Here is a 26,131-nt window from a genome sequence, read left to right on the forward strand (position 1 = left end):
CGGCAGCGTTCTGGCAACGGGCACGAACCTTCTTCGCAGCCGCCGGGATCGTGGTCACCGGGGTGATGACTGATAACGGCAGCTGCTACCGGTCCGGGCTCTTCAAAGAATCGCTCGGGAAACATGTGACACATCGATTCACTCGTCCGTATCGTCCCCAAACAAACGGCAAGGTCGAACGCTTCAACCGCACACTGGCTGAGGAATGGGCATATGCCGACACCTATGGCACTGATGAAGCCAGGGCCGCAACCTACGACGCCTGGCTTCATCACTACAATCATCACAGACCCCATACCGGCATCGGTGGTCTTACTCCATCAGAACGCGTTCACAACCTCACGGGGAACTACAACTAGCGCGATCGAAAATAGGTAGATAGGCTATCAAACATTCTAACTAGGTAATGTCGTCGAAAGGGGAGGCGCTGTGGAAGAGGTCGTACTTCTTGACGACTCTGGGTTGGCTATCGGATCGGCGCCGAAAGACCGTGTCCACACTCGTGAGACTCCGCTTCATTTGGCGTTCAGCTGTTATGTCCTGGATCGGGCCGGGAGGCTCCTGCTGTCACGACGGGCGGTGACAAAGCAGACGTGGCCCGGCGTGTGGACCAACAGCTTTTGCGGGCATCCCGCACCGGGCGAAGCCCTTGAGGCAGCGGTTCAGCGTCGCGCCGAGACCGAACTCGGATTTGACGTGACCGGTATCGAGATGGCTTTGCCGGACTTTCGCTACCGCGCAGTCGACCACAGCGGAGTCGTCGAAAACGAACTGTGCCCGGTACTGATCGCTGCGACCTCTTGCGAGGTGACGCCGAATCCGGACGAGGTGGGCCAGGTTGCCTGGGTCGAGCTGGAGAATTTCGAGTCGGCATTGTCCCTCGTGCCCTTCGCCTTCAGCCCATGGTCGACGATGCAGTTTCCGAAGATTGCAGATCGGCTACGAGTTAGACGCCGAAGCTTGCTCGAATCGAGCGAGAGCCCGCCATCGTGACCTCCCCGGCCCAAGCGACGCTGAGCGGTTCGCTCCTGGCCCCCTTCCGTGAGGAACTGGGCTCGCAGCTGCGCGACCTCACGAGGGCAGCAGAGCCCTACGGCCCAGCATTCACCGAGCTTTGGATTCTCACAGAGCAGCAGATTCTCGGTGGGAAACTGATCCGACCACAACTCTTCCTTGATGCGTACGGGGCGCTCGAGCAGCCTGCGGACCCTGTCCTGACAGAGCGCGACATCGTGAAGCTCGCGGTGGCCATCGAGCTCCTCCATTTCTCTTACCTTCTGCACGATGACGTCATTGATGGCGATCTGAAGCGCCGTGGTCACCCGAACTTGGTTGCGGTGCTTAGCGACAGACTCGAGGCACGCGGCGTGCCTCGCCGTCATCGCGATATGGGGCATCTCGACGCACTGCACTGGGGTCGTACCGGCGCGATTCTCATGGGGGACCTTCTGCTGTCCGCGGTGCACCAGATCTTTGCTCGGATCTGCGCTCCGGAACACATTCGTATCGCGCTCCTCGACCTCCTCGACCACACCATTCGAGAGACGGTGGCGGGCGAATACCTCGATGTCGGCCTCAGCGACGGTGCGATCCAGCCCCACCTGCCCACGGTTTTGAGCATGTCCGCCTATAAGACCGCCTCCTATACCTTCCAACTTCCGTTGAGGGCGGCGGCGATAGTGGCGCAGCAGCCGTCGGAGCTTGAACGTGAGACGGCTGCCATCGGACACCACCTCGGATTGGCCTACCAACTGCAAGACGATCTGCTCTCGGTTTTTGGTCAGCCCCAGGATCACGGAAAGGACGCCTTTTCCGACCTGCGCGAAGGGAAACAAACGGCCATCATCTGCTACGCACGCCACACATCCTGCTGGCCGCAGATCGAACAGGACTTTGGTGACCCGCATTTAGCGGTGGAGCAGGGCGAGAACCTGCGGGAACTGCTCAGCGAATGCGGCGCGAGGGAGTTTGTTGAAGGGCTCATCGCAGTCGAGATCGCAGGAGTTGAACACAAGATTGCTGCGGACGGGCCGCACAGCTTGCCTGAGGAACTTCGCGACGTCATCCATCGATACGGCGAAGGTCTGAAGGGGCGAGCCGCATGAAAAGTGCGCTACGGATGTTCACGGCGGTAGCGAGCAAAGTCGCTGATCAGGTCATCACGGACTACTCCACGTCCTTCGGAGCTGCGACCCGGCTGCTCGGAGCGCGGCACCGTCAACATATCCGCAATGTCTACGCACTCGTTCGAGTCGCCGACGAAATTGTCGACGGCGTCGCTGCCGAAGCCGGTCTTTCCATCGATGATCAAATGGCGACGCTCCAGCGATACATCGACGAGGTGGAGAGAGCACTAGCATCGGGGTACTCGCCCGATCTCGTGATTCACGCCTTTGCGACGACGGCTCGCCAATGCGATATTTCCACCGAACTGACCACGCCATTCTTCGAATCCATGGCATCCGACATCATCCGCAACAGCAACCCCGACGGTGGGGCGAGCCTCAGTCGGGAAGAGCATGCCGAATATGTCTACGGATCCGCGGAGGTCGTTGGGCTGATGTGCCTGCGCGTCTTCACCCGAGGCATACCCATGGCGCCAGAGACCCGAGCTCGCCTCGAGCGCGGCGCACGCCAACTTGGCGCAGCGTTCCAAAACGTCAACTTCCTGCGGGATCTGGCTGACGACAGCGAGCGGCTTGGGCGCCACTATCTCACCCACGATGCAGAATTAACGGACGAGACTCGTAGCCAGTGGGTCGCAACGATTCGCGCGCAACTCTCCGACGCCGAGGCCGTCATACCGATGCTGCCGCGAGATTGCCGGGCCGCGGTGCGCACGGCGCACGCCATCTTTTCCGATCTCACCGACCGGATCGCACACGTTCCCGCAGCCGAGCTGTATCAGCGCCGTATCCGGGTACCAAATCCTCGCAAAACTGTGATGGCTGGAAGCGCCATCCTCGCGACCGCTGTGGAGCGTCGATCATGACAAGAACAGTAATTATCGGAGCCGGTCTCGGCGGACTGGCGACCGCAGCGCTCTTGGCACGTGAAGGGCGCGAAGTCGTCGTGCTAGAGAAAAACGCGGACATTGGCGGCCGAATCGGAAACCTTGAGACAGCTGGCTTCCGATTCGATACCGGGCCCTCGTGGTACCTCATGCCCGAAGTGATGGAGCACTTTTTCAATCTCCTTGGCACCTCGACAGATCACGAGCTTCGACTCCGCCCACTGCAGCCGGCATACCAGGTTGTCAGCGAACCGGGCGCATCGCGCGTTCCGCCGGTGACGATCCCGCGCGGAGTCGAGCACGTCGCGCGCACTTTTGAAGCGTTGGAGCGTGGCGGCGGCGCCAAACTCCGCCGCTATCTGTCATCGGCCCGCCGTACCTATGACATGGCGCTGCGCTACTTCTTGTACAACCCCTTCACGCGGTATCGCACGCTAATTTCTCCGGAGATTCTGCGCGGCAGTCCGACTCTGGTGCGACTGCTGGGTCAGTCGCTCGAACGCTACATCAATTCCCGGTTCTCGCACCCGGTGCTGCGCCAAATCCTCGGATTTCACGCGGTCTTCATTGGCACGAGCCCGATGGCAGCGCCGGCAATGTACCACCTCATGAGTTACATGGATCTGGACCAGGGAGTGTTTTATCCCGAAGGGGGCTTCACCACTCTCACGGATCGGATAGCCCACCATGCTCGTGCCGCCGGCGCGAGAATCGTGACGGGGGCGGAAGTTACCGGAATTGATACCGTTCCGGGCCGTGGCCGCAAGCACCGCGTCCGCCAGGTTCGGTGGTGCGATGAGGCGGGGGAGATCCACCATGAACCGGCTGATGTCGTCGTCTCCAATGCAGACCTCCACCACACCGAAACACAACTGCTCAAACCGCAGCAGCAAACCTATCCCGAACGTTGGTGGCGGCGACGCACGAGCGGCCCAAGCGCGGTCATCGCGTACCTGGGAGTGCGCGGCGAGCTGCCTCAGCTGCAGCACCACAACCTGTTCTTTACGCGAGACTGGCACACCAACTTCGAAGCGATCTTCGGCAACAACCAGCGTTTTGTCGACCCGGCATCGCTCTATGTCTGTAAGGCGAGCGCCACCGACCCTAGCGTCGCGCCCCCAGGCCACGAGAACCTCTTCATCCTGATTCCTGGGCCACCGGATCTCACGGTCGGGAGCGGCGGAGCCGATGGTGGTGGCGATGAGCAGGTAGAGCTCATTGCCGATCGCGCGATCGACCAGATCGCCCAGTGGTCCGACATCCCCGACCTGCGGGAGCGTATCGTGATGCGGCAAACCCTCGGGCCGTGCGACTACCAGCGAGACTTCCACTCGTGGCAGGGCAGCATGCTCGGCCCGGCACATATCTTGAGTCAGAGCGCGATGTTCCGTGCCCAGAACCAGTCTACGAAGGTCGACGGCCTGTATTACGTCGGCGCCACAACCGCGCCCGGGATTGGGGTGCCGATGTGCTTGATTAGCGCGGAAGTCGTACTGAAGCGCATCCGCGGTGATCACAGCGCTGGCCCGATCCCGGTGGTGGAGGACTGATGCCCGGCCTGTATCTCGCCGCGTTGCTCGTCAGCATTGCGGGCATGGCGCTCATTGACCGACGCTTCCGACTGTTTTTCTGGCGTGACCCCATCGCCGCCACGATCGTCACGGTTATTGGGGTTGGACTGTTCGTCGTGTGGGATCTGGTGGGCATTTCTCACGGCATCTTCGTGCGCGGTCAAGGAGCCATCGCAACGGGGGCGCTCTTAGCTCCCGAGCTCCCGATCGAAGAGCCCGTATTTCTGGTGCTGCTCGTCATGTGCATCATGATTGCGTTCACCGGCAGCGCGCGGATGCTGGCCTACGTCCGTCGCCGGAGGGGGCCATGACGTATCCAGCTCTCGCGATGCTCGGCCTCGCTGTCGCGATCCTGATTGCCCTTCTTGCTTGGGGATACGTGAGGCTGCGTGGAAGGCGCCTGCCCTCAAACGCCGCTGCCGCAATGATTGCAGCCTTCGTTATCGTCGCAGCGCTCACGGCGATCTTCGATAACCTCATGATCCGGCTCGATCTGTTTTCCTATCCACCTGAACTGCTGGCGGGCTGGCGGATCGGGCTCGCCCCTATCGAGGACTTTTCCTACCCATTGGCAGGCGTCATTGCTCTGCCGGTCATCTGGAGCGCGATCGAGCGGGCAAGTGCGCAGCGGCGCGCGGATTTCCAGCAGGTGGTGTGGGCCTCACGTCCGGTGAGCTGGATCAATACTGCCTTCCCCTTCGGCGCGACCTATCTGCTCACGACACGGGAGATCGATTGGGTTCTCGTCGTCGGGGTGCTGTACTTCCTCATTCCCTACAATCTGGCGATGTATGGCATCAACGATGTCTTTGACTACGCCTCGGACATCGCGAACCCGCGGAAAGGTGGCATCGAGGGTGCGCTGCTCGCGCCGCGATTGCACCGGCCGCTGCTCATCGCCGTTGCGATCACGAATATTCCGTTACTTGTGTGGCTCGCGACCGCCGGAGGTCCGGCTGCGTGGGGCGCGGTGGCCGTGAGCGCATTCGCGGTCGTCGCTTATTCCGCCCCAAGGCTGCGGTTCAAGGAACGTCCGGTCCTCGACTCGGTCACCTCAAGTGCGCACTTCGTGAGTCCAGCCGTCGTCGGCTTGGCGCTCGCGGACGCGCAGGTGGGGCTGGGCGCACTCGTGACGTTGGTGGCCTTCTTCCTGTGGGGCATGGCGGCGCACGCGTTTGGAGCGATTCAGGATGTTTTGCCCGATCGGAAGGCGGGCATCGGCTCGATTGCTACCGCGCTCGGGGCCCGGCGTACCGCGAGGTTCGCGCTGACGCTCTGGGTGATTGCAGGCCTCGCAATGCTTCTGACGCCGTGGCCAGGACCACTGGCAGCGGTGCTGGCTGTGCCGTATGTGCTTAATGGCGCGTCCTACTGGAACGTCACAGACGAGTCATCCGCGCGCGTGAATGTCGCCTGGCGACGCTTCATCTGGATGAACTATGTCTCGGGCTTCCTCTCCACGCTCATTCTCATCCTTGTATGGACGTCGAGCTAACCGACGCCCTGTCGCGCGCAGAGTACTCATCGCCCTTTTGGTCGGTGGTTGGTTACTGGCCCGGCTGGCGCGGAAGTATCCGCTGCTTCGCCGCCCCTTGGCCATCATGTACGCAGGCCTTGCGCTCGGTTACCTCATTTGGCGTATCGCGTACACGATCCCCACGGCGGCGACGTCCAATATCGTCTTTGGCTGGCTGCTTTTGGCGGTCGAACTCATCGGCATCGTTCAGACTTTGGGCTTCGCGGTGCTGTTCTGGACGCCCGCGCCTAAGCGCCTTGGGACACCTTTGACGTCGCACCCGAGCGTGGACGTACTCATCATGACCTACAACGAACCGATTGACATTCACCATGGCGAACTCGCCCGGGGTGAACTCAATAATGGGAAGTCCGCGCTCGGCCTTGGCGGCAACGTGGTGGATCGTATCCGGCTTGCCCTTGCAGTAGACGTTAGCGGGGGCAAAGTCCGTGACGTTTCCGCCGAGATCGATGCTCACCTTGGACTCCGCGGCCGGGGCGGGAGCCTCGGTCGTTTCTTCCGGGCTTGCTCTCCGTCGCGTCCTCAGTTTCCTCGGGGGAGCTATCCGTGGTCTCGGTCGCGGCCGGGGACGTTACAGGAGAGCTAGGAGACTCGGCGGGAGTATCCGACGAGCAAGCGGCCAGCGACAGGCCGAGGGTCAAGCACGGCAAGAGCGGTGACGCGGCGAGTGTTTTTCATATCTCCGGTTTGGCGCGACCTGCCCACCCCCGCGCGCCGTATCTCCATCATCACAGGCACTAGGGCTGAGGTGGCCGGGCGGCAAAGCTCTGGCCAGCGTCTCCAGTTCGTGCCATACTTCAACGTGCGCACACTCGTGCGCACGTGATTTGAGAGGTCCAACCATGGCAGCCATGCAGCTCCGACGCGAATTCGCGTCGCGCGAGCCACGCCTGGCTTTTGCCTACCTACTCAAGCAAGGACTTGGCGACCAACGCTAAGCCTTGGGGTAGTGGACCACCATTCTTATCGACTTATAGCTTCGCGAATTCCGTCGACGACGACGGTGGTCGCTGCCCCTGTGTCACCACAACAGGAGGAAGAAACATGAGCATGTTCCCGGTGCCCCTGTCGGGCACCGACAACACGATGATGTGGGCGAAGGAAGCCGACATTGAGCCCCAGACCCAAGACCAGCTGCGAAACGTCGCTCGCCTGCCCTGGACGCATGGCGTGCGCGTCATGCCCGATGTCCATTTCGGGCTCGGCGCGACGGTCGGCTCCGTGATCGCCATGAACCAAGCGGTCGCCCCGGCGGCGGTTGGCGTCGATATCGGCTGCGGCATGACAGCCGTGCGCACCAATCTGCGCCCGGACCAGCTGCCCGATTCGCTTGCCAAGCTGCGCCAAGGAATCGAGCGGGCGGTGCCAGTGGGATTCAGTTCTCACCGCGACGAGCCCCGCACGGTGGGCAAGCATCGCGAGCTCGGCGACCGCTACCGCGCTGCGATGGCGAGCTTTGCCGACCTCAAGGTGCACGAGATCGCTTCGATTCGGCGTGGCAAGGCGGAAGCCAAGGCGATGGCCCAGGTTGGGACGCTCGGCGGCGGTAACCACTTCATCGAGTTGTGTGCCGGTGACGATGGCAGAGTGTGGATCACCCTGCACTCCGGCTCGCGGGGGACCGGCAACCAGCTGGCCCGCGTCCACATCGAAGCGGCGCAGGAACTTGCCCATAACCAGAACCTCGTCGACCGGGACCTCGCGGTCTTCCTTGCAGGAACGCCCCAGATGGAGGCCTACCTGCACGATCTGTACTGGGCGCAATCCTACGCGCTGCTCAACCGGGACGTCATGCTCCAGGCGGTCTGCGACGAACTCTCGCATCAGATCGACGGCATCGCCTTTGAGGACCCGATCCGCTGCCACCACAACTATGTGGCAGTAGAGCACTACGACGGCGAGGAGCTCATCGTCACCCGCAAGGGTGCGATTCGGGCGGGCGCCGGAGATATGGGAGTCATCCCAGGCTCGATGGGGACGGGCTCCTATATCGTGCGAGGCCTCGGCAATCCCGAGTCCTACCAGTCGGCCTCCCATGGTGCTGGGCGCAAGATGTCACGGAATGCGGCGCGCAAGCGCTACACCGCGGCCGATCTTGCTGCTCAGACCGAAGGTATCGAGTGCCGGAAGGACGCCGGCGTCGTGGACGAGATTCCGGCCGCATATAAGGACATCAACGACGTGATCGACGCGCAGCGTGACCTCGTTGACGTCGTCGCGCGGCTGCAGACGGTCCTCTGCGTCAAGGGCTAGCTCAAGCGCTGGGATCGGGCGTGATCCAAAAGATATCACGCCCGGTCCCTTTTTCTATGGGTAAAACCATAGAAAAAGGTTTATGCTTGAGACTGACATAGCTACCCGGTCACCTTTCGTTGATCAAAGGAGATAGCGATGAAGATCGCACTCGGTGCACCTTGCAATGGAACCATCCTAAAAGACGCCATCAAGTCCTACCTCGAAAACGACCCACGAGTGGAAAGCGTCATCGACCTTTCTGCCGAGGACGTCACCTATCCAGCCGTTTCCATCGATGCCGCGCAGCGGGTCGTCTCCGGAGAGGTCGATCGCGCCATCCTCGTGTGCGGTACGGGACTCGGCACCGCGATCGCCGCGAACAAAGTCGCCGGGGCACGCGCGGCTACCGCCCATGACCTCGTTACCGTCCGCGGCGCAGTCGAGAACTACGACGCGCAGATCCTGTGCATGGGCCAAAACATCATCGCCCCCATCTACGCGACGGCGCTCGTCGATGCGTGGCTCGATGTCAGGCACGATGCGGCAGGCTTCTACGGCCCCAAGGTCGCGGAGATCTCGGCGTTTGAGGCGCAGCGCCAGTAGGCGAGATCGTCATGAGTGACTCGCACTCGATTCTGACGCCATCACAGATGGCGCGGGCGGCCGAAGACGCCGCTTTCGGCAAAGCCACGAGCCACCCGCTCAAGTCCTTCCTCCTCGCGCTCACCGCGGGTGGATACATCGCCCTCGGGTTCGTCTTTTACATCACGAGCCAAGTCGGTGCGGCAGCGATGCCCTACGGCATGGCCAAGGTCGTCGGTGGAATCGTCTTCGCCACCGGCCTCACGCTCGTCGTCCTCACCGGTGCCGAACTGTTCACCTCCTCGACCCTCACCCTCACGGCTCGAGCCTCCGGGCGGATCACCACCTGGCAGCTCGTGCGTAACTGGCTGGTCGTCTACCTCGGTAACTTCATCGGCGCCCTGACAATCGTTGCCCTCATCTACGCCGGAAAGGTCTGGCAGCAGGCCGATGGCGGGTGGGCCAAGGTCGTCCTGGAGGTGTCGTTGAAAAAGGTTCACCACGATTTCTTGACTGCCTTCGTCCTTGGCATCTTGTGCAACCTCATGGTGTGCCTGGCGATCTGGGCGGCTTACTCGGGCCGGACGACGATGGACAAGGTCATCGCCGTGACGATGCCCATCGCCCTGTTCGTCGCGACCGGTTTTGAGCACTCCGTCGCGAACATGTTCATGATCCCCCTCGGCCTCATCATCTACCAGGGTGCGCCCAGCAGCTTCTGGGAGTCCTCCGGCCTGAACCCCGCCTACTATGCGGACCTCAGCTGGTCGGCCTTCTTCCTCAACAACCTTGCGCCCGTCACCCTCGGCAACATCGTCGGCGGTGGCCTCATGATCGGTATCCTGTACTGGACGATCTTCCACTTCCTGGACAAGCCGGGAAAGTCCCTGCCCGCGACCCCCCTTCCCTGTCCCACTGCCTAACCCTGCGCGATCCGGCCCTAATCGAAAAGGAACCCAATGATGGATGCCATCGGATCTGATTTCCCCCTCTGGCTGCGAGCCCAGCACCTTTTGAACTTTATCCTCATGGGTATGCTCATCCGTTCTGGAGTTGAGATGCTCTCCTCCCTGCCCCGACTGTGGTGGCGAAACGACTGTGCGCCCGGCACCGAATGGCTGAAGTTCACGAAACGAGAACTGCCGAAGGAGGAAGGCGTCTACACCTCCCTCATGGACGAAAAATCCGTCCACCCCGCGCTCTCACTGCCCGGTCGTGAAAATATCGGTCTGGGCCGACACTGGCATGGCGTCTCGGTCATGCTTTGGGTACTCAACGGACTGATCTACGTCATCTTGCTCTTTGCGACCGGCCTGTGGCGGCGCATCATCCCGACTTCCTGGGACGTCTTTCCCGAGGCATTCGAATCGCTCAAGATGTACCTCAGCCTTCAGGTCCCCGACCTCAGTCACTTCTCGCCCTATGATTCGCTGCAAATGCTGGGCTACACCTTCGTGATCTTCATCCTTGCCCCGTTCATGATGATCACGGGCGTGGCCATGGCGCCGGCGATCCGCGCGCGTTTTCCCCGCTTCGTCAAGATGCTCGGCGGTCACCAGGGTGCCCGCTCCCTACACTTCATCGGGCTCGTGATGTTCACCGGGTTCATCATCGTGCACGTCGCCCTCGTCTTCTTGGTTCACCGCGAGCACAACGTCATCCACATGGTCTTTGGTGGGGGAGAGGTCGCGACCGCGCGCGTCGCGCAGGCCACGGTCATCATCGTCTCGACGATCGTCGCGGTGACGGTCTTTTGGATTGCGCTGTCCTACTGGTCGCTCGCAGACCGGGCCCGCGCCCAGCGCTTCACTGCGGGCTTCACCGAGATCGGGCGCAAGATCTTCCTAAATAAGTTGCGCCCGCTCGGGAAGAAAAATGCCGTGTACACGGCAGAGGATATTTCCGAGTTCCACTGGACTAACGGCCTGCCGCCGACCGACGAAGAGTCTCCGGAGTGGCTCGCCGCGCGCGAACGCAACTGGGACGGTCTGACGATCACCGTGCGCGACGATATTAACGGCGTGGAAAAGCAGCTGAGCGTCGAGGACCTGAAGAAGCTGCCCAAGCACTCCTATATTGCGACCCACACCTGCATGCAGGGCTGGTCGGCGACGAGCGAGTGGGCTGGGGTGCGCCTGACCGATCTCATGGCAATCCTCGGGCCGCGGCCGGAGGGCGCACGCTACCTCCTCGCCGAGTCCTACGGCCTGGCGCAAAAGATGTATGACAACCGGCCACGCGAACCGTTCTATGCCGCGATCGATCTGGAGACCATGGAGGAAGAGGAATCGATCCTCGCCTACGAGCGCAACGGCAAGCCGCTGGATGACCACCTCGGGGCGCCGGCGCGACTGCGGGTGGAGTCCAACCATGGCTACAAGCACGTGAAGTGGGTATCGCGCATCATGTGGATTCATGATTACGCTGAGTACGGCGATGGCCGCGGCGGCACTCGCGAAGACTCGGCGCTGCAGGCGTTCAACGGAAGGATCTAGTGCGTATGCCACGGATTGAATCAACGTGTTTCCTCGTCGAAGGCGTCACGAGCGATGACGACACGAAAAAGGCGCTGCAATCGCTCTACGACATTTTCGCGGCTCACGATATGGGCCAGGCGACCTTCGAGATCGTCAGCGGCGAGCCGACCCGACTGTGGATCAAACACAAGGAAAGCGCCGAGCCGGATCCGGAACTCATCGGCGAGGCGCTTGCAGGCGCGGGCCACTACCGGCTGATCGGGCGCGAAAGCTAGCAACCGGCAAGGCGGCGGGCAGGAGACGTCCTGCCCGCCGTTTTTTCTGCTAGGTGGCACGTCACATTTTTGATGGCGCCTTAGGTGCGCACTATGGTCTCGCGGATTTCGATAGCGCACGCTTATCGCAAACAGCGCATTCGCCTAGATCGGGCGCCCGAAAAGCGCGTAATGCCGCGCCTGGGGCAGGGGTGTTGAACCCTATTTTCGAAACGATATGGTTGCTTAATGGTGGTGACGCCCATAAAGTTAGGCTCGGCTAAGCTAACCAGCGCAGCCGTGGTGGAAGGGATCAGGACCTTCCGCTGCTAGACCTACTGGAGTCTTTCACTATGTCACTTCGTCGCTTCAAGACGATCGCCGCCGCTGCGGCCTCGGGCGCTCTCGCCCTGAGTCTCGCCGCCTGCGGTGGATCCGGTCCCACCACCGCGACTTCCACCGCACCGAGCGGCTCCGCCAGCGCGAGCACCATCGAGGTGGAATCTAACCTCGGCAAGCACTCGATCACCGCGCCACCGCAAAACGTCGTCGCCTTGGATAACCGCACCTTCTCGCTGCTCGACTCCTGGGGAGTCAAGGTCAAGGCCGGCGCGGTCAAGCTCATGCGCCCGGACCTGTCCTACAAGAAGGACGGCACGACCGATATCGGCAACCACCGCGAGCCGAACCTCGAACTCATCGTCGCCGCGCAGCCGGACGTCGTGATTTCCGGCCAGCGCTTCACCCAGTTCAACGACGAGATCAAGAAGCTCCTCCCGAACGCCCAGGTCGTGGATCTCTCGCCGCGCGATGGCGAGGACTTCGCGGCCGAGCTCAAGCGCCAGGTCACCGAGATGGGCCGGATTTTTGCGAAGGAGGCCGAGGCGACCAAGCTCGTCGAGGACTTTGACGCGGCCGTCGCGCGCGCCAAGGCCGCATACGACCCGGGCCAGAAGGTCCTCGGTGTCATCACCTCCGGTGGCGAGATCAATTTCGCGGCTCCGACGCAGGGCCGCAGCGTGGGCCCGGCCTTCGACGTCCTGGGATTGACCCCGGCGCTGAAGGTTGATGGCTCCTCGACCAACCACGAGGGCGATGACGTCTCCGTCGAGGCCATTGCCGATGCCAACCCGGACTGGATCCTCGTGCTCGACCGTGACGCGGCCGTCGCCGCCAACAATGGGGAGACCTACAAGCCGGCCAACGAACTGCTCAAGAGCTCTGCGGCGCTGCAAAACGTCACCGCCGTGAAGAAGGACCAGATCGTCTACATGCCGCAGTACACCTACATCGATGAGGGGCTCACGACGTACACCGAGTTCTTCAACGCGATCGCCGACGCCATGGAGAAGGCGAAGGCGTGAGCCTAGCGACCGCGCCTGCGCAGGCTCCCGGGAGATCCCGGGGGCCTGCCCGGCCGTGGCCGCTCATCGGCGCGGTGGTGCTGACGCTCGGCCTCATCGCGCTGTCCCTGTCCGTTGGGGTCTATGACATCCTCGGCTCCGATGATGGCGCGCAGATGTTTGCCATCACGCGCATCCCGCGCACTGTCACGCTCGTGCTGTCCGGCGCCGTGATGGCGATGTGTGGGCTCGTCATGCAGATGATTACGCAAAACCGGTTCGTCGAGCCGACGACGACCGGGACGACCGAGTGGGCGGGACTCGGACTGTTGATTGTGCTCATCGTCGCGCCGGGTGCCTCACTGCTGACCAAGATGATCGTCGCCGTGGCGGCGGCCTTCATCGGCACGCTCGTCTTTTTCGTCTTCCTGCAGCGGGTGACGCTGAAGTCCTCCGTCATCGTGCCGATCGTTGGGATGATGCTCGCCGCGGTCGTCGGGGCGCTGTCGACGTATATCGCGCTCGAAACCAACATGCTGCAGTCGATGGGCGTATGGTTCCAAGGCTCGTTCACCTCCGCGATTAAGGGCCAGTACGAGCCCATGTGGGCGGTCCTCATCGTCGTCGTCATCGTCTTCATCGCGGCCGACCGCTTCACCGCTGCCGGGTTGGGCGAGGAGTTCGCGACCAATATCGGGCTGAACTACCGCATGGTCGTGCTGCTGGGTACCGGACTCATCGCACTCGCGACGGGCATCGTTACCGTCGTCGTCGGCCAGCTGCCGTTCCTCGGCCTCATCGTGCCGAACGTCGTCTCGCTGTTTCGCGGCGATAACCTGCGCTCGAACCTGCCGTGGGTGGCGTTTACCGGGATTTGGATCGTCACGATCTGCGACATCATCGCGCGCGTGGTCATCATGCCTTTCGAGGTTCCGGTCTCGATCATTCTCGCGTTCGTGGGCGCGGTGGTCTTCGTCGTCTTGCTGCTAAGGATTCGTCGCCGTGGCTAGTGTGAAATTCGCCGAACCGGCAAGGAGCGAGGTTGAACGCGTGACGCCCCCGATCGCCCCCGAGCTGTACGCCAGCCACGATCCGGGCCGGGAGCGCTCCTCCGGTCCGTTGCCGAACCGGCTGGTCACCTCGCGCTACTTCGCGATCCTCGGGGTGCTCATCGTTCTTGCGATCGCGGGCGCCGGCCTGACGCTGGCCTATGACAACCCGATGCCGGTTGGCTCCGAGGGCTTCTGGACGATCGCGCAGTTGCGAGTCAAGACGCTCGTCGTCATCGCGATCGTCACGGCAGCGCAGTCGATCGCGACCGTGAGTTTCCAAACCGTCACGCACAACCGGATTCTGACGCCCGGCATTATGGGCTTCGAATCGCTCTACCGGCTCATCCAGACCGCGGCGGTCTTCTTCCTTGGCGCCGCGGGGATCACGTTTGTCACGGGGCTGACGCAATTCCTGGCGCAGATCGCGCTGATGGTCGGCTTTGCTGCGCTGCTGTACGGCTGGCTCTTTGGCGGTAAGCGGGGAAACCTGCAGGTCACGCTGCTCATCGGCATCGTCATCGGTGGGGGACTGGGGGCGCTCGCCACCTTCCTGCAACGCCTACTGACCCCGAGCGAGTTCGATCTGCTGACCGCGCGGCTCATCGGATCGGTCGCGCAGGCTCGCGACGAGTACATCGTTCCCTCGATCATCATCGTCGCGCTCGCCGGTGGCGCGCTGTGGTGGCATTCGCGCCAGCTGAACGTGCTCTCGCTCGGCAAGGATGCGGCGGTCAACCTCGGCATCAATCACCGTCGCCAAACGCTTTATGTCCTCGTCTTGACCGCCGTGCTCATGGCAGTCTCGACCGCGCTTATCGGCCCGATGACCTTCCTCGGCTTTCTCGTGGCGATGATCGCCTACCAGCTCGCCGACACCTACGATCACCGCTATATCTTCCCGATGGCCTGGCTCGTCGGCTTTGTGCTCATGACGAGCGCCCACTTCGTGCTGCGCCACCTGTTCTATGCGCAGGGATCCGTCGGGATCATCATCGAACTCGTCGGCGGTGCATTCTTCCTGTTCTACATTCTTCGCAAGGGGAGGCTCTGACTTGATCACGCTCGATACCGTCACCCGGAACTACTCCGATGAGGTCTGCATCGGCCCGGTCGATCTCACGATCCCGCAGGGCGGTATTACCGCGCTGGTGGGACCCAATGGCGCCGGCAAGTCGACGATGCTCACGATGATCGGGCGCCTCATGGGAATGGATGAGGGGGCAATCGAAGTCGCCGGCAAGGACGTCTCGTGCACGTCGTCGAAGGAGCTCGCGCGGATCGTGTCGATCCTGCGGCAAGAAAACTCCTACGTCACGAGGCTGACCGTTCGTCAGCTCGTCGGCTTTGGTCGCTTCCCCTACAGCCAGGGGCGACTCACGCGCGAGGACGAGCAGATCATCTCGCGCTCGATCGACTTCCTTGAGCTCGGAGCGTTAGAAAACCGCTACCTCGATGAGCTCTCCGGTGGCCAGCGCCAGCGTGCCTACGTCGCGATGATTCTCGCGCAAGACACCGACTATGTCCTGCTCGATGAGCCGCTGAACAACCTCGATATGCAGCACTCGGTCCTCATGATGAAGCACCTGAAGCGCGCCGCGACCGAACTCAATCGCACCATCCTCATCGTCCTGCACGACATCAACTTCGCGGCCGCGTACTCCGATTGGATTTGTGCGATGAAGGAGGGCAAGGTCGTCGAGTTCGGCACCCCGGAAGCCATCATGCGTGAGGACGTCTTGACCCGAGTCTTCAACACCAAGGTCGATATCCTGCAGGGACCGAAGGGCCCGATGGCGTACTACTACTAAGAGGATCTCTCGTGCTCCTGGGAGACGTCCAGCTGAACCGTCCGACGCTCGAAGACGTGCCGAAGGTCCACGCAATCTACAGCGACCCGCGAACCTGGCGGCACTACCCGCGGGCGGGGCATCGCGAGCACGGTTGCCGCCTATGCGGTTCAGCGGGCGCTCGCGGCCGATCCCGATCGCCCAGTCGCCTCGCTCCTTGAGTACAATATCGGCTCCGCAAGAGTCGCCGAACGCGCGGGCCTGAAGGTGCGCTACCGCGGGCCCGACATCGGCAACCCCAACGGTCCAGCGGTCCGCCTCATCTATGCCGATCGCGGGCTGAGCCCAGGCCAGCTGGGAGCCGTCCTGGCTAATGGCGATCTTTCGCTGCTAAGGTAAGGCCATGCGCTTAGCCCAGGTCACGACGACGCCGGAAGCATCCGGCGTCTCGTTGCTGTCCTAGCACGCACCCAACCAGGCCCCGGAGCGATCCGGGGCTTTGCTGTAACTGAGCTACGGATCGACTCCTCACTACCTCAAGGACGATCCCATGTCAGAAAAGCTCAATTACCGCGACCTCAATCTCGACCTCGATATTTATGCGACTCACCCGCTCGCCGGTAGCGGGTTGCCGCTCTGGCTTCCCGCCGGCGCTGCTATTCGCGAGGAACTTCAGCGTCTTGCCAAGGAGGTCGCCCACGCCGACGGCTGTCTCGATGTCTTTACCCCGGTCCTTGGCAAGCGCTCGCTGTACGAACAATCTGGACATCTCGCGAAATTCGCCGACGATATGTTTGCGCCCATGCCCCTTGGCGAGGACGAGGTCATTTTGCGTCCCGCAAACTGTCCCCACCACGCGCTGGTCTATGCCTCCCGCCAGCACTCATACCGAGACTTGCCGATTCGCTTGAACGAGCTTGCTCCCATGTTCCGTGCCGAACGCTCCGGTGTCGTCTCCGGCCTCAGCCGGGTCCGGCAGATCAACCTCGACGACACCCACGTCTTTTGCCGCCCCGACCAGGTCGAAGACGAAGTGCGGCGCGCGCTCGCGGCCGCCATTCGCGCCCAAGAGATCCTCAGCCTGCCGATCGACTATGTCCGAATCTCGTTGCGTGACGATGGTGATGGTTGGCTCGGATCTCGCGAACAGTGGGAGATGAGCCAAGATGCGCTATGCGCCGCGGCCGCCGACATCCTCGAGGGCAGTGACGTGCCGTATCTCGAGGTCGCTGGCGAGGCTGCGTTCTACGGCCCGAAGCTGGATCTGCAAGTGCGAGACGGCCGCGGCCACGAGGAGACCATCGCGACGGTCCAGCTGGATTTCAACCAGCCCGAACGCTTCGACCTGACCTATCAGGGAGCCGACGGTAGCGCGCAGCGAGTCGTCATGATTCACCGAGGCACCGTGGGAGCGATGGAACGCGTCGTCGCCGCGCTCCTAGAGCGCTACCAAGGTCGGCTGCCGCTCTGGCTCGCCCCCATCCAGGTCAAAGTGCTGCCGGTAGGTGAGGCTCACGACGCACGAGCCCGAGAGGTCGTCGACTCACTACGGGCCGTGGGCCTGCGAGTCGAAGTCAAGCACGAGGGCAGCCTCGGCAAGCGTATCCGCGAAGCCTACCGACGCCGGGCCGCACTCATCGCTGTGGTGGGGGATAAGGAGATAGCGAGCGGAGGGGTTCACATCACCGATCCGAACGACGGATCTAAGCACGAGGTGAGCCTCGACGAGCTGATGCAGCGCGCGGTTGCGGCGCATCGTGATCGGATCGCCGTGCAGTGGTGAACTCGCCCGAGAACTTCGCCTTCGATAGCGTGACAAGCCAGAACCAAGAACGGAGGACGTGATGAGGCTATGGTCGCTGCATCCCAGCCTGCTCGACCGCCAGGGTTTGCTTGCCCTCTGGCGCGAGGGGCTGCTCGCCCAAAAAGTCCTCGCCGGCCAGACGCGTGGCTACCGCAACCATCCGCAGCTCGAACGGTTTCGCGACTGTCCCGAACCACTCAACGCGATCGCGACGTACCTGCATTTCGTGGCCGATGAGGCCGATCGGCGGGGCTACCACTTCGCGCGCGAACGGCTCCACCTGCCCGCCAACGAAATCCGCTTGACGGTAACCGACGGCCAACTCGCTTACGAGTGGCAGCACCTGTTAGCCAAGCTCACTGCTCGCAGCCCCGAGCTCTGGCAGCGTGTGTCAGCTTTGGAGCCTCGACCGCACGACATGTTTGACATCGTTGCCGGCCCGATCGCCTCCTGGGAGCGCCCAGCTTAGGCTGTGCCTATGCCCACCAGTGATACCCGTCCCTGCCCCTGCGGAGGCGAACGCTACGCCGAGTGCTGTGAACCCCTGCACGATGGTGCCCGCGCCGCCGAGACCGCCGAAGAGCTCATGCGCTCGCGTTACAGCGCCTACGCCAGGCGCGACCCCAACTACGTTTATCGCACCTGGCATCCGCGCACCCGGCCCGCCACGATTGACGAGGACGGCCCCACGTTCACGGGCCTTGAGATCCTCTCGACGAGCGATGGGGGAGCCGACGATGAGGAGGGCCTCGTGGAGTTCCGCGCGCACTTCACCGACCGCGGCCTACCCGGTGAGCTCCACGAGCTCTCGCACTTCGTTCGCCGGGGGCGCAACTGGGTGTATCTGGATGCCCATCCCATAAGGTAAACGTATGAGAGGTTTCGGTTTCTTAAGTTTTGGCCATTATGGCGGCCATGGCGGTCCGGACGCACGTGCAGCGCTGCACGAGGCGATTGAACTGTCCGTCGCAGCAGACGAGATTGGCGTCAATGGCGCCTATTTCCGCGTCCATCACTTCGCGCGACAGGCGGCCTCGCCCATGCCACTATTGGCGGCGATCGCAGCGCGCACCGAGCGCATCGAGGTCGGCACCGGCGTGATCGACTTGCGATACGAAAACCCGCTCTACCTCGCCGAAGAAGCTGCCGCTCTCGATCTCATCGCTGACCGTCGCGTCGCCCTTGGTGTGTCCCGAGGGTCTCCGGAGCCTGCGCTGCGGGGCTGGGAAGCATTCGGCTACACCGGTTCCACCGATCCCCGTGGCGCCGATATTGCGCGCCCAAAGTTCGATCTGTTCCTGCGCGCGATCAAGGGACAAGGTCTCGCCGACGCGGACCCGGCACAGTTTGGCCGGGTAGGAAAGCTGCGTATCGAACCGCATTCGCCAGGCCTGGCCGAACGCATCTGGTGGGGCGCCGGCACGCGCGAAACCGCCGAATGGGCAGCCGAGCAAGGCGTGAATCTCATGAGCTCCACGCTGCTGACCGAAGCCACCGGCGACGCCTTCGCAGACTTGCAAGCCGAGCAGATCGAGCGCTTCCGCACCGCATTCAAGGCGGCCGGCCACAAGCGCACGCCGCGAGTGTCGGTGAGTCGCTCCGTCTTCCCGGTCATGAACGAAACCGACCAGCGCTACTTTGGAGTGCGCGGCCAGGGCTCAAGTGACCAGATCGGTATCATCGACGGCTTTAAGTCCACCTTTGGTAAGACGCACGCCGCCGAACCCGACCAGCTGATCGAAGAACTGCAGGCCGACGCGGCCGTCATGAGCGCCGATACCCTCATGCTCACGATCCCGAACCAGCTCGGGGTCGATTACAACCTGCACATCCTGCAGTCCTTCGCCGAGCACGTGGCTCCGGCGCTGGGCTGGAAGCCGAACACCGAGGGGCCAGTCGAGGGATACGCAATCAACTGAACGTCTCTTTATGACGGAGGGTCGTTTACTGGGAAGTCATAGATCGTGACGATCTCGTCGTGTTGTTCCGCCCTCTCTAGGCAATTCGAGCTCCTGTGTTACGCTGTAACACAGGAGGGTTCATGGCTACTACAACCGTCACCCTGCGTCTTGCAGAGTCAGAGAAGCAAGTGCTCGCTGACTATGCAAAGACCTTCGGCATGAGCATTTCTGAGTTTGTGCGCACCGCGGCGCTCTCTCGCATCGAAGATGAGCTGGATCTGGTCGCGTGGGAAGATGCAAAGCGCGAATTCGACGCTGACCCCCAAACGTTGACAGCCGACGAGGTTGCGGCGAAATACCTGTAAATGTGGCGACTGTTCTATTCTCAACGAGCTGACAAACAGCTAAGCAAGCTGGATCCAGGTGTCCGCCGCGTCATCGTGGCATGGCTAAATAAGAACATCGACGGCTGCGACAACCCGCGCTCGCAGGGTAAGAGCCTTACTGCGGGTTTGTCGGGAAAATGGCGTTATCGCGTGGGCGATTACCGGGTGCTCTGTGAGATTCGCGAGTCTGAACTTATCGTGCTCGCGATCGAAATCGGGCATCGACGCGACATCTACAAGTGATGTTGTTGTACTTCAAGCAATCCCGAACTAGCTCGGGATCGATTGCAACCCGCACATTCTGCAGTCCTTCGCCGAGCGCGTGGCTCCGCCCCCGGGTTGGAAGCCGAACACCGAGGGTCCAGTCGAGGGATACGCGATGTGAACCCCTCTCGTGTTTCGAAGCTAAGATCAGCCCATGATCGCGTTGTCTCGCGGGCGTGATCGCCTCATCACCCTCGCCTGGCGAGGCGAGGAAGAGCTACTGTCTCCTCGCGTGCGTCGTGACTCGGAGCTTTTCCGTCAGTTTCTGGCGGATGACTTTCGCGAGATCGGACGGTCCGGTAGAAGGTGGAACCGAGACGAGATCATCGCCGAACTGGTGACTGAAGAAAGCTCGCTGACCGATGCTGTCCTGAGTGAGCCTGAGGCTCAGGTGATCGCCCACGGCATCGTGCTGCTCTCCTACCGCCTGCAGCTCGGACAGCAGCACAGCCGGCATTCATCGCTGTGGCGAGTCAGCGAGAACAGCGCTCAGTGCATCTTCCATCAGGGCACGCCTGCCTCAGACTGCTAGGCCGCCAAAAACACCTAGCGTGGCAACGAGGTCCTAGTTAGTCTTCGTAGGTGACCCTTCCCTCCGTTGCTCCCGTGATCCGAGCATGCAACCTCACCAAGACCTACGGCGATTTCACTGCGGTCGACGGCATCGATTTCGATGTCGCCGCCGGCGAATCTTTTGGCCTGCTTGGCCCTAATGGTGCCGGCAAGTCGACGACGATGCGCATGATCGGCGGCACACTGCAGCGCAGCGGTGGTGACCTAACCGTCATGGGCCTCGACCCGGAGACCCACGGGCCCGAGGTGCGCGCTCACCTCGGCGTCATTCCCCAGCAGGACAACCTCGATGAGGAGCTGCGGGTGGGGGAGAACATCGTGATCTATGGCCGCTACTTCGGCCTGCCGTATTCCTACCTGAAGCCGCGAGCCGAGGAGTTGCTGGACTTTGCGCAGCTGACCGACCGCAAGAACAAGAAGGTCTCCGAGTTGTCGGGCGGCATGAAGCGGCGCCTGACGATCGCCCGGTCGCTCATTAATGAGCCTCGCATGCTGCTGCTGGATGAGCCGACGACGGGCCTGGATCCGCAAGCGCGCCATATCCTGTGGGATCGCCTCTTTCGGCTCAAGGAAGAGGGCGTCACCCTTATCGTGACGACCCACTTCATGGACGAGGCCGAGCAGCTGTGCGACCGGCTGATCGTCATCGACCGCGGAGCCATCATGGCAGAAGGCTCCCCGCGTGAACTGATCCGCGCCTACGCCTCGCGCGAAGTCGCCGAACTGCGCTTCGGTGCGGGCCGCTCCGAGCAGATCATCGACCAGGTCGCCGGCATCGGCGAGCGCATCGAAGTACTGCCCGACCGCATCCTCATCTACGCCGACTCCGGTGACGATGTCCTCGAGGCGGTCTCGGCTCGCGGCCTGTCGCCCACGACATCGCTCGTGCGCCGCTCATCTCTCGAAGACGTCTTCTTGCGCCTGACCGGTCGGAGCCTCATTGACTGACACCGTGTACACGGGCCGGCCGCATTCCGCGATGGAGGCCGCGCGCCGCGCAAAGAGATTCGGCTGGTGGTACTTCACCGAGCACTACCTGCGGCAAATGCGTCGCTATGGTTGGCCGATCATCGTCTCCGACATCGGGCAGCCGCTGCTCTACCTCATCGCGATGGGGATCGGTCTTGGCAAACTCGTGGACGCCTCCTCCGGCACCGTCGAGAGCGTCGCGTACCTGACGTTCGTCGCGCCCGCGCTGCTCGTGTCGATTTCCGTACAATCCAGCGCTACCGAACTGACCTATCCCGTGATGTCGGGCTTTAACTGGCAGCGGTACTATTTTGCGCCGCACGCCGGGCCGTTGGCCGCTTGGCACGTCTCGTTTGGTCACCTGCTCGCGGTCGCGTTCCGCTTCGTGCTCCAGGCGGCGATCACGACGAGCCTCATGTGGCTCTTCGGCTACAACTTCGCCGCGACCTGGCCGCTGCTGCTCATCATTGGTCCGCTTGCTGGGCTCGCCTTCGGTGCGCCCCTGCAGGCCTATGCCGCGACGCTGAAGACCGAGGGAACCGAGTTCTCCACAATCCAGCGCTTCGTTGTCATGCCGCTGTTCCTGTTCTCCGGCACGTTCTTCCCGCTGTCGGTCATGCCGGCCTATCTGCAGTGGATCGGGTGGCTCTCGCCGATTTGGCATGGCGCCGAACTCGCGCGCTTCGCCGCCTACGGTAAGGAAATTTCCGGCTGGCTGCTCGCCGTCCACGTGGCGTTCTTGGCGGCCTGCATTGGCGTGGGGATTGTTGCCGCCGCCCGCTCGTATTCGAAACGACTCACCTCATGACGACGCCAACGAACCTCATCGTAAAACGACTGCAGCGCCCGCGCCCCCTGCGGGGGCTCTATTCCGGAAACGCCCGTGCCGTGCTGGAGCGCGGTTTCAAGGTCATCATGACCTCCAACTGGTTCATCTTGATCTCCGGATTCTTCGAGCCCGTGTTCTACCTGCTAGCCATGGGCTACGGACTGGGCTCGCTCGTCGGCACGGTCGATGGTCCCGGGGGAGTGCAGGTGCCTTACGTCGCCTATATCGCTCCGGCGCTCCTGGCCACGAGCGCGATGAATGGCGCGATATTCGACTCGACGTGGAACGTGTTCTTCAAACTCCACTACGCCAAGCTCTATCAGGCGATGGTCTCCACCTCGCTCGGGCCGCTCGACGGCGCCATCGGTGAAATCGTCATGGCACTGTTTCGCGGCTTCCTCTATTCGATCGGGTTCATGGGCGTGCTGTACGCGATGGGTATCGTTAGCGGCTTCTGGCCGCTGCTGATGATCCCCGCAGCGGTGCTGGTGGCCTTTGGGTTTGCCAGCTTCGGCATGGGCATCACCTCGTTCATGAAAACGTTCCAGCAGATGGATCTCATCAACTTCATCCTGCTGCCGATGTTCCTGCTGTCCGCAACGCTCTACCCGATTTCGGTCTACCCCGAGGGCGTGCAAACGGTCATCAAGCTGCTCCCGCTGTGGCACGGTGTCGAGCTCATGCGCCAGCTCTCGGTTGGCGCCTTTACTGCCCAAACGCCCCTGCACATCGGCTATTTCGTCATCATGACTCTCGCTGGCCTCGTGCTGACGACCTTCAGGCTTCGCCGACTTTTCCTACGCTAGGGGTATGGAAGCAAGCAAACTGATCCTCGTGCGCCACGCGAAATCCGATTGGGACCTCGTCGTGCCCGACATCGATCGGCCGCTGGCATCCAGGGGACGCCGGCAGGCTCCCCACACGGGGACGTGGCTCGCCGAGCAGGCGTTCGACGTCGACCTTGTCGCTCTCTCGCCAGCGCTGCGTGCGCAAGAAACGTGGAGACTCATCGCTACTCAGTGGGACATGCCAGCTCCGGTGCGCACCTGCGAAGAGCTCTACACGTTCTCGGGTGCGAGCCTTAAGCGCGCCATCGCAGGCATCGCCGAGGCGGGCTCGGTCCTTGTCGTTGGTCACAACCCGGCGCTGGAAGATCTTGCGACGCAGCTGACGGGGCAAGCTGTACGGATGGTGACCTCGGCCGTCGCGGTCATCGAATATGCCTCAAGTGACCGCTGGCTTAATGACGGGACACTTCAATTCTGTGGCCGCCCGGGCGAGTAGCAGTCACGCCAGATGCGCGAGGCGTTAACCTGCCGTTAACCTTTCGGTCATACATCGTTTGGCAATGTGGTGAATCCATTAAGCGATGAGGACGAACTTCCTGGCACCACCTCGGCGCGCTGCGTTAGTGTGCAAGAGACGACCAGCGGACCTTGCCAAGGAGTGACATGGCTAGTCGATCGCCCCGGCCGTTTTCGGCTGAAAAGGCGACCCAGATCGACGACGAGGGTTCCAACAGAGTTTGGAACCTATCGTTCGCGCTCATCGGTATCCTCACAGCGATCCTTTTCGTGTGGTGGGGCCTGGGGTACATCGGGGTGGAAGCAAGCCCCCCCATGCTGCTGCTCGCCACCGCCTTCGGCGTCTTCATGGCGTTCAATATCGGCGGTAACGATGTTGCCAACTCCTTCGGAACCTCCGTCGGCGCCGGAACACTCACGATCAAGCAGGCGCTGTTGGTGGCCGCGGTCTTCGAGGTCGGCGGTGCCGTTATTGCCGGCGGCTCCGTTACTGACACGGTGCGTAGCGGCATCGTGGACCTGTCGGTCATTGACGTAGCGCCGCACGATTTCATGCTCATCATGATGGCGGCGCTATTTGCTGCCGCCGTCTGGCTCATGTTTGCCTCGAAAATGGGCTACCCGGTCTCCACAACGCACTCGATCATTGGTGGCATCGTCGGGTCTGCGGTAGCCCTAGGGTTTGTCACCGGCCAGGACAATCCGCTTGAAATGGTGCAGTGGAGCCAGGTCGGCCAGATTGCCATCTCCTGGGTGCTCTCGCCTGCGCTGGGTGGCCTCGTGTCCTACCTGCTTTACCGGTGGGTGAAGAAGTCAATCCTGCAGTACAACGACGAAGCCGACGAGGCGCTCGCGCGGCTGCGGCAGGCGCGTAAGGATCACCGCAATCGACACAAGCAGGCCTTCGAGCGCCTGACGGAAATTCAGCAGGTGGCCTACACCGGCGCCCTCGCGCGCGACGCGGCTGTCGTGCGTCACGACGATTACGACATCGAGGATCTCGAGTCCGACTACTACCGTGAGCTGGAGCAGCTCGACCGTGAAGCCAAGAGCATCGACGCTCATCGCGCACTAGAAACCTGGGTGCCGGTTCTTGCGGCGGTCGGCGCGCTCGTCCTTGCGGCCATGCTGCTGTTCAAGGGACTGGAAAACATCGAGCTCGAGATTTCCTCGATGAACTACGTCCTCATCATGGGGATGGTCGGGGCCGCCGTGTGGATGGCGGTGCTGATCTTCGTGCGCTCGATGAAGCGCAAATCGCTCTCGCGCACGACGTTCCTCATCTTCTCCTGGATGCAGGTCTTCACCGCTGCGGGATTCGCCTTCTCGCACGGCTCGAATGACATCGCAAATGCGCTCGGCCCGTTCGCCGCAATCCTGGATGTCCTGCGCACTGGTCAGATTGAGTCAACTGCGGCCGTGCCGACGCCGGCTCTCGTGACCTTCGGCGTTGCGCTCGTCGTCGGACTGTGGTTTATCGGCCGAAACGTCATCCGCACCGTGGGGACGTCGCTGACCAAGATGCACCCCTCTTCCGGTTTTTCGGCCGAGCTGTCTGCGGCAGTGGTGGTCATGCTGGCATCGGTGCTGGGACTGCCCGTCTCCTCCACACACATCTTGATCGGAGCTGTCTTGGGCATCGGTCTGGCAAACAAGGCGACCAACTGGCGCCTCATGAAGCCGATCGGTATGGCCTGGGTCGTGACGCTTCCGGCGGCGGCAGCTGTTTCTGCACTCACCTTGGTATTGCTACGAATCCTCTTTTAACGAGGATTTTCCGACGAATGTTGGAACCAGCTACGGGCACGCGCGAATTGCGGGTAAGGTGACCACGTGATCGCAGCGGTTCATACCATGATTTATTCCGCCGACCCGCCCGCGACCCTGGCGTTCTTTCGAGACGTGCTTGAAATGCCGTTCGTTGTCGAAGGCGACGACTGGTTGATCTTCTCTACCGGCCCAAGCGAACTCGGTGTCCACCCGGGTCAGCCCTCCGAGGGCGACGGGCATCAAATCTGCTTCATGTGCGACGACATCCACCTGCCCATCGCCGAGCCGACCTCGAAGGGTGCCACCTTCATTGGGGAGGTTCGCGAGGCATCCTATGGGCGGGTGGCGATGGTCGACGTCCCAGGATCGCGCCCAATGGTGATCTACGAGCCACACCACAGCTGGCATACGGGCTGGACGACTAACAGCAGTTTCCACGGGTCATAGCGCGGCACGACGCTAGCGCATTTATACCCCCTG

General features: G+C 62.2%; 30 protein-coding genes. 29 read left to right on the top strand and 1 reads right to left on the bottom strand.

The window, feature by feature from the left end; translation table 11 throughout:
• From BLU67_RS00005 to BLU67_RS00035, 7 genes are all read left to right on the top strand, one after another.
• Window positions 1-359: integrase core domain-containing protein (locus BLU67_RS00005; RefSeq protein ID WP_143027277.1), on the top strand; the 359-nt coding region annotated here is incomplete at its 5' end.
• Between the two features lie 70 nt (window positions 360-429).
• Entirely contained in the window at window positions 430-993 is a 564-nt protein-coding gene (gene idi / locus BLU67_RS00010) for an isopentenyl-diphosphate Delta-isomerase (RefSeq protein ID WP_092560737.1), read from the top strand.
• Entirely contained in the window at window positions 990-2,105 is a 1,116-nt protein-coding gene (locus tag BLU67_RS00015; RefSeq protein ID WP_176780633.1) for a polyprenyl synthetase family protein, read from the top strand. The genes idi and BLU67_RS00015 overlap by 4 nt, the downstream gene beginning before the upstream one ends.
• Complete coding sequence (locus BLU67_RS00020; protein ID WP_092560741.1) at window positions 2,102-2,992, top strand: phytoene/squalene synthase family protein; 891 nt, start codon at window positions 2,102-2,104, stop codon at window positions 2,990-2,992. Before BLU67_RS00015 ends, BLU67_RS00020 begins: the two co-directional genes overlap by 4 nt.
• Window positions 2,989-4,563, top strand: coding sequence for a phytoene desaturase family protein (gene crtI, locus BLU67_RS00025; protein ID WP_092560743.1), 1,575 nt, complete (start codon window positions 2,989-2,991; stop codon window positions 4,561-4,563). Before BLU67_RS00020 ends, crtI begins: the two co-directional genes overlap by 4 nt.
• Entirely contained in the window at window positions 4,563-4,895 is a 333-nt protein-coding gene (locus tag BLU67_RS00030) for a lycopene cyclase domain-containing protein (RefSeq protein WP_092560745.1), read from the top strand. The genes crtI and BLU67_RS00030 overlap by 1 nt, the downstream gene beginning before the upstream one ends.
• The gene (locus tag BLU67_RS00035; protein ID WP_092560747.1) at window positions 4,892-6,079 is read left to right on the top strand and encodes a prenyltransferase; all 1,188 of its coding nucleotides are present in this window, start codon (window positions 4,892-4,894) and stop codon (window positions 6,077-6,079) included. The genes BLU67_RS00030 and BLU67_RS00035 overlap by 4 nt, the downstream gene beginning before the upstream one ends.
• 52 nt (window positions 6,080-6,131) lie before the next feature.
• On the opposite strand, the gene BLU67_RS11995 is transcribed toward BLU67_RS00035, so the two are convergent.
• Window positions 6,132-6,578, bottom strand: a complete 447-nt coding sequence (locus BLU67_RS11995; RefSeq protein WP_143027278.1) for a hypothetical protein — start codon at window positions 6,576-6,578, stop codon at window positions 6,132-6,134.
• Between the two features lie 587 nt (window positions 6,579-7,165).
• On the opposite strand from BLU67_RS11995, the gene BLU67_RS00045 reads away from it, so the two are divergent.
• The 22 genes from BLU67_RS00045 to BLU67_RS00155 all read left to right on the top strand — a co-directional run bounded on the left by BLU67_RS00045 (window position 7,166) and on the right by BLU67_RS00155 (window position 26,098).
• A complete protein-coding gene (locus tag BLU67_RS00045; protein ID WP_092560751.1) occupies window positions 7,166-8,374 on the top strand; it encodes an RtcB family protein in 1,209 nt (402 codons plus the stop codon).
• A gap of 138 nt (window positions 8,375-8,512) precedes the next feature.
• Window positions 8,513-8,959, top strand: coding sequence for an RpiB/LacA/LacB family sugar-phosphate isomerase (locus tag BLU67_RS00050; RefSeq protein WP_092560753.1), 447 nt, complete (start codon window positions 8,513-8,515; stop codon window positions 8,957-8,959).
• Window positions 8,960-8,970: 11 nt separating this feature from the next.
• The gene (focA, locus tag BLU67_RS00055; protein ID WP_092560755.1) at window positions 8,971-9,861 is read left to right on the top strand and encodes a formate transporter FocA; all 891 of its coding nucleotides are present in this window, start codon (window positions 8,971-8,973) and stop codon (window positions 9,859-9,861) included.
• Between the two features lie 39 nt (window positions 9,862-9,900).
• Window positions 9,901-11,433: a molybdopterin-dependent oxidoreductase gene (locus BLU67_RS00060; protein ID WP_092561164.1), complete on the top strand. Its 1,533-nt coding sequence runs from the start codon at window positions 9,901-9,903 to the stop codon at window positions 11,431-11,433.
• A 5-nt stretch (window positions 11,434-11,438) separates the two neighbouring features.
• Complete coding sequence (locus BLU67_RS00065; protein WP_092560757.1) at window positions 11,439-11,690, top strand: hypothetical protein; 252 nt, start codon at window positions 11,439-11,441, stop codon at window positions 11,688-11,690.
• A 332-nt stretch (window positions 11,691-12,022) separates the two neighbouring features.
• Window positions 12,023-13,033, top strand: coding sequence for a siderophore ABC transporter substrate-binding protein (locus tag BLU67_RS00070; protein ID WP_092560759.1), 1,011 nt, complete (start codon window positions 12,023-12,025; stop codon window positions 13,031-13,033).
• Window positions 13,030-14,022, top strand: a complete 993-nt coding sequence (locus BLU67_RS00075) for an ABC transporter permease (protein ID WP_092560761.1) — start codon at window positions 13,030-13,032, stop codon at window positions 14,020-14,022. Before BLU67_RS00070 ends, BLU67_RS00075 begins: the two co-directional genes overlap by 4 nt.
• Window positions 14,015-15,115 (top strand): iron chelate uptake ABC transporter family permease subunit, encoded by a 1,101-nt coding sequence (locus BLU67_RS00080; RefSeq protein ID WP_261976976.1) that lies wholly within the window; start codon window positions 14,015-14,017, stop codon window positions 15,113-15,115. The genes BLU67_RS00075 and BLU67_RS00080 overlap by 8 nt, the downstream gene beginning before the upstream one ends.
• 1 nt (window position 15,116) lies before the next feature.
• Complete coding sequence (locus tag BLU67_RS00085; protein ID WP_092560763.1) at window positions 15,117-15,872, top strand: iron ABC transporter ATP-binding protein; 756 nt, start codon at window positions 15,117-15,119, stop codon at window positions 15,870-15,872.
• Window positions 15,873-16,401: 529 nt separating this feature from the next.
• Entirely contained in the window at window positions 16,402-17,634 is a 1,233-nt protein-coding gene (gene thrS / locus BLU67_RS00095) for a threonine--tRNA ligase (protein WP_092560765.1), read from the top strand.
• Between the two features lie 61 nt (window positions 17,635-17,695).
• Window positions 17,696-18,124: a pyrimidine dimer DNA glycosylase/endonuclease V gene (locus BLU67_RS00100; RefSeq protein ID WP_092560767.1), complete on the top strand. Its 429-nt coding sequence runs from the start codon at window positions 17,696-17,698 to the stop codon at window positions 18,122-18,124.
• A 9-nt stretch (window positions 18,125-18,133) separates the two neighbouring features.
• A complete protein-coding gene (locus BLU67_RS00105) occupies window positions 18,134-18,523 on the top strand; it encodes a YchJ family protein (RefSeq protein WP_092560769.1) in 390 nt (129 codons plus the stop codon).
• 4 nt (window positions 18,524-18,527) lie between these two features.
• The gene (locus BLU67_RS00110; RefSeq protein WP_092560771.1) at window positions 18,528-19,574 is read left to right on the top strand and encodes an LLM class flavin-dependent oxidoreductase; all 1,047 of its coding nucleotides are present in this window, start codon (window positions 18,528-18,530) and stop codon (window positions 19,572-19,574) included.
• Window positions 19,575-19,696: 122 nt separating this feature from the next.
• Window positions 19,697-19,921 carry a type II toxin-antitoxin system RelB family antitoxin gene (relB, locus tag BLU67_RS00115; protein WP_092560773.1) on the top strand — a complete coding sequence of 75 codons (225 nt, stop codon included), beginning with the start codon at window positions 19,697-19,699 and terminating at the stop codon, window positions 19,919-19,921.
• Window positions 19,922-20,185 carry a type II toxin-antitoxin system RelE family toxin gene (locus tag BLU67_RS00120; protein ID WP_092560775.1) on the top strand — a complete coding sequence of 88 codons (264 nt, stop codon included), beginning with the start codon at window positions 19,922-19,924 and terminating at the stop codon, window positions 20,183-20,185.
• Window positions 20,186-20,360: 175 nt separating this feature from the next.
• Window positions 20,361-20,738 (top strand): nuclear transport factor 2 family protein, encoded by a 378-nt coding sequence (locus BLU67_RS00125; protein ID WP_092560777.1) that lies wholly within the window; start codon window positions 20,361-20,363, stop codon window positions 20,736-20,738.
• A gap of 50 nt (window positions 20,739-20,788) precedes the next feature.
• A complete protein-coding gene (locus tag BLU67_RS00130; RefSeq protein WP_176780634.1) occupies window positions 20,789-21,727 on the top strand; it encodes an ABC transporter ATP-binding protein in 939 nt (312 codons plus the stop codon).
• On the top strand, window positions 21,720-22,556 hold the full coding sequence (locus BLU67_RS00135) for an ABC transporter permease (protein WP_143027279.1): 837 nt from the start codon (window positions 21,720-21,722) through the stop codon (window positions 22,554-22,556). Before BLU67_RS00130 ends, BLU67_RS00135 begins: the two co-directional genes overlap by 8 nt.
• The gene (locus tag BLU67_RS00140) at window positions 22,553-23,383 is read left to right on the top strand and encodes an ABC transporter permease (protein ID WP_092560781.1); all 831 of its coding nucleotides are present in this window, start codon (window positions 22,553-22,555) and stop codon (window positions 23,381-23,383) included. Before BLU67_RS00135 ends, BLU67_RS00140 begins: the two co-directional genes overlap by 4 nt.
• 4 nt (window positions 23,384-23,387) lie before the next feature.
• Entirely contained in the window at window positions 23,388-23,861 is a 474-nt protein-coding gene (locus tag BLU67_RS00145; RefSeq protein ID WP_092560783.1) for a SixA phosphatase family protein, read from the top strand.
• 167 nt (window positions 23,862-24,028) lie between these two features.
• Window positions 24,029-25,648, top strand: a complete 1,620-nt coding sequence (locus BLU67_RS00150; protein ID WP_092560785.1) for an inorganic phosphate transporter — start codon at window positions 24,029-24,031, stop codon at window positions 25,646-25,648.
• Window positions 25,649-25,714: 66 nt separating this feature from the next.
• Window positions 25,715-26,098 carry a VOC family protein gene (locus tag BLU67_RS00155; protein WP_092560787.1) on the top strand — a complete coding sequence of 128 codons (384 nt, stop codon included), beginning with the start codon at window positions 25,715-25,717 and terminating at the stop codon, window positions 26,096-26,098.
• The last annotated feature ends 33 nt before the right edge of the window (window positions 26,099-26,131 follow it).

Origin of the sequence: Bowdeniella nasicola (assembly GCF_900107735.1) — a bacterium.
Lineage (GTDB): Bacteria > Actinomycetota > Actinomycetes > Actinomycetales > Actinomycetaceae > Bowdeniella > Bowdeniella massiliensis.

Bases quoted from the DNA above. Each gene is read 5' to 3' on its own strand.
- BLU67_RS00020 (WP_092560741.1), top strand. From the start codon at position 2,102: ATGAAAAGTGCGCTACGGATGTTCACGGCGGTAGCGAGCAAAGTCGCT.
- crtI (WP_092560743.1), top strand. From the start codon at position 2,989: ATGACAAGAACAGTAATTATCGGAGCCGGTCTCGGCGGACTGGCGACC.
- BLU67_RS00030 (WP_092560745.1), top strand. From the start codon at position 4,563: ATGCCCGGCCTGTATCTCGCCGCGTTGCTCGTCAGCATTGCGGGCATG.
- BLU67_RS00035 (WP_092560747.1), top strand. From the start codon at position 4,892: ATGACGTATCCAGCTCTCGCGATGCTCGGCCTCGCTGTCGCGATCCTG.
- BLU67_RS00045 (WP_092560751.1), top strand. From the start codon at position 7,166: ATGAGCATGTTCCCGGTGCCCCTGTCGGGCACCGACAACACGATGATG.
- BLU67_RS00050 (WP_092560753.1), top strand. From the start codon at position 8,513: ATGAAGATCGCACTCGGTGCACCTTGCAATGGAACCATCCTAAAAGAC.
- focA (WP_092560755.1), top strand. From the start codon at position 8,971: ATGAGTGACTCGCACTCGATTCTGACGCCATCACAGATGGCGCGGGCG.
- BLU67_RS00060 (WP_092561164.1), top strand. From the start codon at position 9,901: ATGGATGCCATCGGATCTGATTTCCCCCTCTGGCTGCGAGCCCAGCAC.
- BLU67_RS00065 (WP_092560757.1), top strand. From the start codon at position 11,439: ATGCCACGGATTGAATCAACGTGTTTCCTCGTCGAAGGCGTCACGAGC.
- BLU67_RS00070 (WP_092560759.1), top strand. From the start codon at position 12,023: ATGTCACTTCGTCGCTTCAAGACGATCGCCGCCGCTGCGGCCTCGGGC.
- thrS (WP_092560765.1), top strand. From the start codon at position 16,402: ATGTCAGAAAAGCTCAATTACCGCGACCTCAATCTCGACCTCGATATT.
- BLU67_RS00100 (WP_092560767.1), top strand. From the start codon at position 17,696: ATGAGGCTATGGTCGCTGCATCCCAGCCTGCTCGACCGCCAGGGTTTG.
- BLU67_RS00105 (WP_092560769.1), top strand. From the start codon at position 18,134: ATGCCCACCAGTGATACCCGTCCCTGCCCCTGCGGAGGCGAACGCTAC.
- BLU67_RS00110 (WP_092560771.1), top strand. From the start codon at position 18,528: ATGAGAGGTTTCGGTTTCTTAAGTTTTGGCCATTATGGCGGCCATGGC.
- relB (WP_092560773.1), top strand. From the start codon at position 19,697: ATGGCTACTACAACCGTCACCCTGCGTCTTGCAGAGTCAGAGAAGCAA.
- BLU67_RS00120 (WP_092560775.1), top strand. From the start codon at position 19,922: ATGTGGCGACTGTTCTATTCTCAACGAGCTGACAAACAGCTAAGCAAG.
- BLU67_RS00125 (WP_092560777.1), top strand. From the start codon at position 20,361: ATGATCGCGTTGTCTCGCGGGCGTGATCGCCTCATCACCCTCGCCTGG.
- BLU67_RS00140 (WP_092560781.1), top strand. From the start codon at position 22,553: ATGACGACGCCAACGAACCTCATCGTAAAACGACTGCAGCGCCCGCGC.
- BLU67_RS00145 (WP_092560783.1), top strand. From the start codon at position 23,388: ATGGAAGCAAGCAAACTGATCCTCGTGCGCCACGCGAAATCCGATTGG.
- BLU67_RS00150 (WP_092560785.1), top strand. From the start codon at position 24,029: ATGGCTAGTCGATCGCCCCGGCCGTTTTCGGCTGAAAAGGCGACCCAG.